This window comes from Aeromicrobium sp. REDSEA-S32_B7 (assembly GCF_001626145.1).
GTDB classification, from domain to species: domain Bacteria; phylum Actinomycetota; class Actinomycetes; order Propionibacteriales; family Nocardioidaceae; genus Aeromicrobium; species Aeromicrobium erythreum.
In genome coordinates, this window is record NZ_LUNF01000150.1 from 1 (window position 1) to 7,792 (window position 7,792).

The 7,792-nt window shown below is 71.0% G+C and carries 9 protein-coding genes and 1 pseudogene; 3 read left to right on the plus strand and 7 right to left on the minus strand.

The features are described from left to right. Positions 1-152 precede the first annotated feature (152 nt). A complete protein-coding gene (locus tag A6Q79_RS10595) occupies positions 153-575 on the plus strand; it encodes a pilus assembly protein (RefSeq protein WP_317698147.1) in 423 nt (140 codons plus the stop codon). A gap of 74 nt (positions 576-649) precedes the next feature. On the opposite strand, the pseudogene A6Q79_RS10600 reads toward A6Q79_RS10595, so the two are convergent. Then, a pseudogene (locus A6Q79_RS10600) lies at positions 650-823 on the minus strand (SDR family NAD(P)-dependent oxidoreductase); the annotation flags it as partial. Between the two features lie 95 nt (positions 824-918). Here A6Q79_RS10600 and A6Q79_RS10605 point away from each other — a divergent pair. Continuing rightward, complete coding sequence (locus A6Q79_RS10605; protein WP_317698149.1) at positions 919-1,410, plus strand: SDR family NAD(P)-dependent oxidoreductase; 492 nt, start codon at positions 919-921, stop codon at positions 1,408-1,410. A 253-nt stretch (positions 1,411-1,663) separates the two neighbouring features. Here A6Q79_RS10605 and A6Q79_RS10610 read toward each other — a convergent pair whose 3' ends face one another. After that, complete coding sequence (locus tag A6Q79_RS10610; protein ID WP_317698151.1) at positions 1,664-2,887, minus strand: DHA2 family efflux MFS transporter permease subunit; 1,224 nt, start codon at positions 2,885-2,887, stop codon at positions 1,664-1,666. Then, on the minus strand, positions 2,880-3,347 hold the full coding sequence (locus A6Q79_RS10615) for a MarR family winged helix-turn-helix transcriptional regulator (protein WP_286690168.1): 468 nt from the start codon (positions 3,345-3,347) through the stop codon (positions 2,880-2,882). Before A6Q79_RS10615 ends, A6Q79_RS10610 begins: the two co-directional genes overlap by 8 nt. A 194-nt stretch (positions 3,348-3,541) precedes the next feature. Between A6Q79_RS10615 and typA the strand changes: the two genes are divergently transcribed. Continuing rightward, positions 3,542-5,413, plus strand: coding sequence for a translational GTPase TypA (gene typA / locus A6Q79_RS10620; protein ID WP_286690169.1), 1,872 nt, complete (start codon positions 3,542-3,544; stop codon positions 5,411-5,413). Positions 5,414-5,551: 138 nt separating this feature from the next. On the opposite strand, the gene A6Q79_RS10625 is transcribed toward typA, so the two are convergent. Genes A6Q79_RS10625 through A6Q79_RS10640 form a run of 4 tightly spaced genes read right to left on the minus strand, consistent with a single transcriptional unit; the run spans position 5,552 to position 7,761 of the window. Beyond that, entirely contained in the window at positions 5,552-6,322 is a 771-nt protein-coding gene (locus A6Q79_RS10625; protein WP_286690170.1) for an MBL fold metallo-hydrolase, read from the minus strand. Beyond that, positions 6,315-7,130 carry an NUDIX hydrolase gene (locus A6Q79_RS10630; RefSeq protein ID WP_286690171.1) on the minus strand — a complete coding sequence of 272 codons (816 nt, stop codon included), beginning with the start codon at positions 7,128-7,130 and terminating at the stop codon, positions 6,315-6,317. The genes A6Q79_RS10625 and A6Q79_RS10630 overlap by 8 nt, the downstream gene beginning before the upstream one ends. An 8-nt stretch (positions 7,131-7,138) precedes the next feature. Then, positions 7,139-7,606, minus strand: a complete 468-nt coding sequence (locus tag A6Q79_RS10635) for a RidA family protein (RefSeq protein WP_286690172.1) — start codon at positions 7,604-7,606, stop codon at positions 7,139-7,141. After that, the gene (locus A6Q79_RS10640) at positions 7,603-7,761 is read right to left on the minus strand and encodes a DUF4177 domain-containing protein (RefSeq protein WP_144433633.1); all 159 of its coding nucleotides are present in this window, start codon (positions 7,759-7,761) and stop codon (positions 7,603-7,605) included. Before A6Q79_RS10640 ends, A6Q79_RS10635 begins: the two co-directional genes overlap by 4 nt. Between the last annotated feature and the right edge of the window lie 31 nt (positions 7,762-7,792).

Sequence of the window (7,792 nt, forward strand, 5' to 3'; positions counted from 1 at the left end):
ACCTCGACCAGTGCGAGCCGCACAGCGACAACCGCAACCGTCACGGTCACCGGCTTCAGCCTGAGCGTGATCCCGGGATGGAAGGTCCGGATCACCCAGAGCGCGACAGTCCCCGTCGAGCGGCTCACCGCTCCGAACGCGGCGGGAACACCATGAGCCGACGAGACGAGCGCGGATCCGCGGCGATCGAATCGGCGATCGGCGTACCTGCCTTCGCGCTCTTTGTCGGCCTGATCATCTTCGGCGGGCGAACCGCCACCACCCACGAGGCACTTCAAACAGCTGCCGCGGACGGGGCCCGGTCCGCGTCGATCGCCCGCGACGCCCAGACCGCACGCAGCGACGCCCACCAGGCTGCGGTCGCAAGCATCGCCAACCAGAAGATCAGCTGCTCCGACGTCGACGTCACCGTCGACACCACCGACTTCAACAAGCAGCCCGGTGTGCCCGGCTCGGTCGAGGTCACCGTGTCCTGTCGCATGAATCTCTCCGACCTGGCGGTCCCGGGCGTCCCCGGCTCGCGGGTCATGCGCGCGACCATGTCCAGCCCGATCGACACCTGGCGGGAACGATGAGCCGGCGGCGCGACGAGCGCGGCTCGATCACCGTCTGGCTGGCCCTGTCGAGCTTCGTGATGATCTTCCTTGTCGGATTGGCCGTCGATCTCGGCGGCCAGTGCCTCGATCCGCTCGACCCGACGCGCCGCGCACACCACGCGGTAGCCGGCGCGGGCCAGCTGACGGGCCGACGCGGCGCCGATGCCGCTGCTGGCACCGGTGACGACGGCGACGGGACGGGCGGTGCTCGGGTTCGACTCGACCATGCGCCCATCGTCGCACCCGCCCGGACGCCCGGCGCGACACCCGTCGGCGGAGGGGGAGCGCTGCGCCGCTGGGCGGCCCGGGCCAAGATGGTGCGGTGACCTCCCTCCCGCTGCCGCGCCGCGTGGCCATGCTCTCGGCGCACACGTCGCCGCTGGAGCAGCCTGGCAGCGGCGACGCCGGCGGGGCGATCGGCCTCGATCCGGTCGAGTCGGCCGACCCCGACGACTGGCGCTCCATGTACGAGACGAACGTCATCGGCACGCTGCAGGTCACCCGAGCCCTGCTCCCGGCGCTCGAGGCGAGCGGCGCCGGCACGGTGGTCAACATCGGCTCGACCGCCGGCCGCATCGCCTACGAGGGCGGCGGGGGGATGGTGCGCACGGAGGAGTTCGCGCTGACCCGTTTCGACGGCGACACCGAGCGCGCCGACGCCGTCTACCGGGGCGTCGACGAGCCGCTCACGGCCGACGACGTCGCCGACGTGGTCGCCTGGGTGGCCACGCGCCCGCAGCACGTCAACGTCGACCTCGTGGTCGTCAAGCCGATCGCGCAGGCCTCGCAGCACAAGGTGCACCGCACCTCCTGACCGAGCTCCCAGGTCACGACGCACGAGGGCCCCGCACCGAGCGGTGCGGGGCCCTCGTACGTCAGACGTCAGACGTGGTGCTCAGTGCACGACGACGGGCGGACGGCCCTCGTCGTCGAGCAGGTGCGACGCCTCGCGCTTGCGAGGCATGAACGCCACGGGCACGAGGGCGACGACGATCAGCGCGAGCGCCACCAGGTAGGTGTGGTGGAAGGCGTCGGCCGTGTCCTGCAGGACCGTCGGCAGGAAGCTGTCACCGAGGCGCTGCGCGGTCTCGGCGGCGTCGGCCGGCGGCTGCTGACCGGCGGCCTGGGCCGTCCCGATCTCCTGGGCGGCGCTGGCGGCGGCCGAGTTCTTGATGCCGTTGGTGAGCAGCACCGTCATGATCGCGACGCCGATGGAGCTGGCCACCTGCTGCACCGAAGCCGAACGGGACGATGCGGCCGACCGGCATGCGGTCGACGAGCGTGCCGGCGATCGGCATGGTCAGCATGGCGCCGATGCCCTGCGGGGCGACGAGCAGGCCGGCCTTCAGGACGCTCTCGCCACGCACCTGCTGGAAGTAGGTGGGGACGAGCAGCAGGGCACCGAAGAACGCGCCGACGAACAGGAACATCGTGATGGTCGCGACGGCGAGGTTGCGGTCCTTGAACAGGCGCAGGTCGAGCAGCGGGTGCTGGGGCTTGAAGGCCCAGAACACGAAGCCGACGATGAGCAGCGCGCCCACGATCGAGGGCAGCAGCACACGCGTCGACTCGACGGTGCCGGTCTCCGGGATGGAGGAGACACCGAACAGGAACAGCGCGAGGCCGGGCGACATGAGCAGCATGCCGACGACGTCGAAGGACTCGCTGGGCTCGGCGTGGTCCTTCGGCAGGATGACCAGCGCGTAGACGAACGCGGCGATGCCGAGCGGCAGGTTGATGAGGAAGATCCAGTGCCACGAGGCGATCTCGATGAGCCAGCCGCCGAGGATCGGGCCCATGATCGGGCCGAGCAGCATCGGGATGCCGAGGATCGCCATGAGGCGGCCCATGCGGTGCGGGCCCGCGGCCCGGGTCATGATCGTCATGCCGAGCGGCATCAGCATGCCGCCGCCGAGCCCCTGCAGCACGCGGAACGCGACGAGCGACTCGATGCTCCAGGCGGAGGCGCAGAGGACCGAGCCGATCGTGAACAGCGCGATCGCGGTCATGTAGAGCCGCTTGGTGCCGAAGCGGTCGGCCGCCCAACCGGTCAGCGGGATGACGGCCGCGAGCGCGAGCGTGTAGCCGGTGACCGACCACGCGACCGTGGACAGCTCGGTGACGTCGAAGGCCTTCTGGAACGTCGGCAGCGCGACGTTGACGACGGTGATGTCGAGGATCGACATGATGGCGCCGAGCACGACGACACCGGCGACCTTCAGGATCTCGGGCGTGATGCGGTCGTCGTCCGGGACGGACGTCGAGGCATCGACGGTGGTCTGGTCAGACATGGTCTTCCTTCTCCGGTACTCGCAGAGCATCGCTCTCGAGGATCTGGCCGAGGACCCGGTGCAGGTCCTCGGCGTGGTCGGGCTGGAGCTGCTCGGCGACGACCCGCAGGGCGCGCCGCTTGTGCTCCATCTGCTGGTCGACGGCGTCGAAGCCGCGCTTCGTCAGGGCGACGAGCTTGACGCGACGGTCGTCGGGGCTCTCGTGACGCTCCAGGCAGCCGAGCTTCACCAGTTGGTCGACGGTGCGGCCTGCGGCCGCGACCGACAGGCCGATGGACGTCGCGATCTCGTTGATCGCGAGGGGTCGGTCGGCGAGCGCGACGGTGAACATGGCGCGCGCCTGCGACATGGAGAGGTCGAGCTCGACCAGCTGGTCGAGCCCCTCCGCGTGCACGCAGCTCATGAGGCGCTGGACGAACAGCTCGAGCCGCTCGTACACGTCGTTCCGGTCGGTGGTCACCGGTCGATGCTAACGCACACGCAACCATTGCAGCAACGCGATGATTGTGACCTGCATCTAGTTTCGGGGCTGCGAGCGTCCAGGTGGCAGGAGCACGGCCACGGCACGACTAGACTTCTCGAGGCCGCACTCCGTGCCAGGCCCGTCGCGCTCGGTCCGAGCGCTCCTGATCATCCAGCGCGAGGAAGTTCCGCATGTCCACCCGCCGTCACGATCTGCGCAACGTCGCGATCGTCGCCCACGTCGACCACGGCAAGACCACGCTCGTCGACGCCATGCTCCAGCAGCAGGGCGCCTACGCCGAGCACCAGGAGGTCACCGACCGAGTCATGGACTCCGGCGACCTCGAGCGCGAGAAGGGCATCACCATCCTCGCGAAGAACACCGCCGTCCGCTACGAGGGCCCCGGCGCCCCCGAGGGCGGTGTCGTCATCAACATCATCGACACCCCCGGCCACGCCGACTTCGGTGGCGAGGTCGAGCGCGGCCTGTCCATGGTCGACGCCGTCGTGCTCCTCGTCGACGCGTCCGAGGGCCCGCTGCCGCAGACCCGCTTCGTGCTGCGCAAGGCGCTCGCCGCGAAGATGCCGGTGATCCTGGTCGTCAACAAGGTCGACCGTCCCGACTCGCGCATCGCCGAGGTCGTCGACGAGACCTACGACCTGTTCCTCGACCTCCTGCCCGACGACGCCGGCGACGACGCCCTCGACTTCCCCGTCGTGTACGCGTCGGCGAAGGCCGGCCGCGCGTCCCTCGAGCAGCCCGCCGACGGCGGCCTGCCCGACAACGACAACCTGGTCCCGCTGTTCCAGACGATCCTCGACGCCGTGCCCGCCCCGGAGTACACCGAGGGCGCGCCGCTGCAGGCGCACGTGACCAACCTCGACTCCTCGCCGTTCCTCGGCCGCCTGGCGCTCGTGCGCGTCAAGGAGGGCACGCTGAAGAAGGGTCAGCAGGTCGCGTGGATGAAGCGTGACGGCTCGACCGAGCGGGTCAAGATCACCGAGCTACTCGTCACGGAGGCGCTCGAGCGCAAGCCCGGCGAGTCGGCCGGCCCCGGCGACATCGTCGCCATCGCGGGCATCGCCGACATCAACATCGGCGAGACGCTGGCCGACCCGGAGAACCCGGTCGCGCTGCCGCTCATCCACGTCGACGAGCCGGCCATCTCGATGACGATCGGCACGAACACGTCGCCGCTCGCCGGCCGCGAGAAGGGCACGAAGGTCACCGCCCGGCTCGTCAAGGACCGTCTCGACTCCGAGCTCATCGGCAACGTCTCGATCCGGGTGCTCCCGACCGACCGTCCCGACGCCTGGGAGGTCCAGGGTCGCGGTGAGCTGGCCCTCGCGATCCTCGTCGAGCAGATGCGTCGTGAGGGCTACGAGCTCACGGTCGGCAAGCCGCAGGTGGTCACGAAGGAGATCGACGGCAAGCTCCACGAGCCGGTCGAGCGCCTGACCATCGACGCGCCCGAGGAGTACCTCGGCACCATCACGCAGCTGCTCGCGGTCCGCAAGGGTCGCATGGAGCAGATGATCAACCACGGCACCGGCTGGGTCCGGATGGAGTTCCTGGTCCCGGCGCGCGGGCTCATCGGCTTCCGCACCGAGTTCCTCACCGACACCCGCGGCACGGGCATCGCCCACCACATCTCCGAGGGCTACGAGCCGTGGTTCGGCGACATCTCGACCCGCCCGTCGGGCTCGCTGGTCGCCGACCGCGCCGGCGCGGTCACGGCGTTCGCGATGACCAACCTGCAGGAGCGCGGCGTGCTGTTCGTCGAGCCTGCGACCGAGGTCTACGAGGGCATGATCGTCGGCGAGAACTCCCGTGACGACGACATGGACGTCAACATCACCAAGGAGAAGAAGCAGACCAACATCCGCTCGGCGACGTCGGACAACTTCGAGAAGGTCATCCCCCCGAAGAAGCTGTCGCTCGAGCAGTGCCTGGAGTTCTGCCGCGAGGACGAGTGCGTCGAGGTGACCCCCTCGCACGTGCGTATCCGCAAGGTCATCCTCAACGTCTCCGAGCGCGCCCGCGCCGCGAAGTCGCGCCGCTGACCCGCACCACCCTCGACGGGGCGTCTCCCACCCGAGAGGCGCCCCGTCGGCGTCAGTGCCGCTCCGCCCACGAGTTTTGGACAGTTGCGGGGCACCGGAGGCGCGTCGGACGACCCGGAAGTGTCCGAAACGCAGGGACTAGGACTGCTGCAGGTACTCGAGCTGGGCGCGGACGCTGAGCTCGGCGGCGTCCCAGAGGACCGGGTCGACGTCGGCGTAGACGTGCTCGACGACGGCGCGGGGGGTGTCGTGACCTGCCGCGACCGCCGCGCGCACCTGGTCGAGGCGCTCCTCGCGGTGGTCGAGGTAGTGGTCGAGCACCGCGCCCGGGTCGTCGACGACCGGACCGTGGCCGGGGAGGATGCGGTCGGCGCAGCCCTCCTCCACGAGCTGGCGCAGCTGCGCCAGGGAGTCGAGGTAGGGGCCCAGCTGCCCGTCGGGGTGGGCCACCACCGTCGTGCCGCGACCGAGCACGGTGTCGCCGGTGAGCACGGTGGCCTCGTCGGCCAGGCGCAGGCAGGCCGAGTCGCGCGTGTGGCCCGGCGTCAGCAGCACCACGAGCCGCAGCCCGTCGACCTCGAGCTCCTCGCCGTCGGTCAGCGGCATCGCGTCGGCGCAGAACCGGTCGGTCACCGCCCGGGCCGGCGCACCCGTGCGCTCGCGCATGGTGTCGAAGGCGTCGGTGTGGTCGCCGTGGTGGTGCGTGTACAGCACCAGCCCGACCTCGCCCGCCGCCGCCAGCACCGCGTCGAGGTGGGCGGGATCGTCGGGGCCGGGGTCGACCACGACCGACCGACGCGCACCGGGCTCTCGCAGGATCCACGTGTTGGTCCCCTCGAGCGTCATGATGCCCGGGTTGTCCGCGCGCACCACGCTGGCGCGCTCGGTGACCTCGACCGGCTCAGCCATGGGTCTCCTCCTCGATCGGGTTGTCCAGGAACCACTCGCCGTCGACCTTGACCAGCCGGGGCTCGATCGGGCGGACCTCGCGGGCCCGTGCATCGTCGACGAGCGTGGCCGGGTCGGCCTGCGCCAGCTCACGGCAGGTGATCCAGGTGGGCGGCAGCATGGCCGCCTCGCCCGCCTTGACCGCCTCGAGGACTGACGCGATCGACGCCCACGTCGCGCGGTCGGCCTCGCCCGGCAGCGTGCCGACGCTCTGCCCCCGCGGCACGGCAGCCACGAAGAAGCGGGTGTCGTAGCGGCGCGGCTCGAACGCCGGGGTGATCCAGTGCGACCACGCGCCGAGGAGGTCCGAGCGCAGCACCAGGTCGCGCGCGCCGAGGAAGTCGCCGAAGCTCAGCTCGCCGGCGTCGAGGTCGAGCCGGGCCTTCTGCAGCTCGGGCGAGGAGGTGTCGGCGACGACGGAGTGCTCGTCGGCGCCCGCGAACAGGATCCCGGACTCCTCGAACGTCTCCCGCACCGCCGCGACGACGAGGGCGCGCGCGGTGTCGGGGTCGCAGCCGAGCCGCTCGCCCCACTGGCTCGACGACGGGCCGACCCAGCCGACCACCTCGCGGTCGGACTCCTGCAGACCTCCGCCCGGGAAGACGTACATGCCGGGCGCGAACGCCATCGTCTGCTGACGACGCAGCAGGTAGGTCTCGGGCCCGCCGACGCCGGGTCGCACGAGGGCGATGGTCGCCGCGGCGCGCGTCGGCGCCGGGGTGCCGTCCCACGTGGCGACGCGGTCGCGGAACACGTCCGGGATCGGCACCCGCACGGTCAGTCGACCTCGACGACGAGCTCGACCTCGACGGGTGCGTCGATCGGCAGCACGGGCACGCCCACGGCACTGCGAGCGTGCCGTCCGGCGTCGCCGAACACGTCGCCGAGCAGCTCGCTGGCCCCGTTCGCCACCATGGGCTGGCCGGTGAAGTCGGGGGTGCTGGCCACGAACACGGTGACCTTGACGACCTGGCGCACGGCGTCGAGCGAGCCGACGACCGACTTGACCGCCGCGAGGGCGTTCAGGGCGCACTGGCGCGCGGCAGCCTGGGCCTCCTCGGCGGACACCTCGCCGCCGACCTTGCCGGTCGCGACGAGCTCGCCCGACGACAACGGCAGCTGGCCGGCCGTGAACACGTGGGCACCGGAGCGCACCGCGGGCACGTACGACGCGAGCGGTGCCGCCACCTCCGGCAGCGTCAGGCCGAGGTCGGCCAGACGCTGCTCGACGGTGCCGTCGCTCACGACTGGACCGGCCGCTTGAAGTAGGCCACGAGGTTCTCGGGGTTCATGCCCGGCACGATCTGCACGAGCTCCCAGCCGTCGCGGCCGAAGTTGTCGAGGATCTGCTTGGTCGCGTGCACCAGCACCGGTGCGGTCAGGTACTCCCACTGCGTCATGGACCGACTGTAGCGGCGCGCGGTCCGTACG

What these genes read in the sequence shown, in the direction of transcription:
- A6Q79_RS10595 (WP_317698147.1), top strand. Translation starts at nt 153, where the DNA reads ATGAGCCGACGAGACGAGCGCGGATCCGCGGCGATCGAATCGGCGATC.
- A6Q79_RS10625 (WP_286690170.1), bottom strand. Translation starts at nt 6,322, where the DNA reads ATGGCTGAGCCGGTCGAGGTCACCGAGCGCGCCAGCGTGGTGCGCGCG.
- A6Q79_RS10640 (WP_144433633.1), bottom strand. Translation starts at nt 7,761, where the DNA reads ATGACGCAGTGGGAGTACCTGACCGCACCGGTGCTGGTGCACGCGACC.
- typA (WP_286690169.1), top strand. Translation starts at nt 3,542, where the DNA reads ATGTCCACCCGCCGTCACGATCTGCGCAACGTCGCGATCGTCGCCCAC.
- A6Q79_RS10610 (WP_317698151.1), bottom strand. Translation starts at nt 2,887, where the DNA reads ATGTCTGACCAGACCACCGTCGATGCCTCGACGTCCGTCCCGGACGAC.